The 233-nt window shown below is 66.5% G+C and carries 1 protein-coding gene; it reads left to right on the top strand.

The features are described from left to right. Positions 1–233: tetratricopeptide repeat protein (locus tag AB0L33_RS30565; RefSeq protein WP_365686573.1), on the top strand; the 233-nt coding region annotated here is incomplete at both ends.

The raw sequence follows: 233 nt of genomic DNA, 5'->3' as shown, positions 1-233 counted from the left end.
GACACCCTCCGCGCCCGCGCCAGCCTCGCCATCTCCTACTCGAACGCTGGACGCACCACCGAAGCCACCACCCTCCAAGAAGGCGTCCTCGCCGACCGCGAACAACTCCTCGGCCCCGACCACCCCGACACCGTCAATGCCCGCCACAACCTCGCCATCTTCTACACAGACGCTGGACGCACCACCGAAGCCACCACCCTCCAAGAAGGCGTGCTCGCCGACTTCGAACGACT

It is taken from the genome of Streptomyces sp. NPDC052299 (assembly GCF_040679335.1).
Lineage (GTDB): Bacteria > Actinomycetota > Actinomycetes > Streptomycetales > Streptomycetaceae > Streptomyces.
Note: the sequence above shows the minus strand (reverse complement) of the source record. Positions and strands in the feature narration are given on the sequence as shown.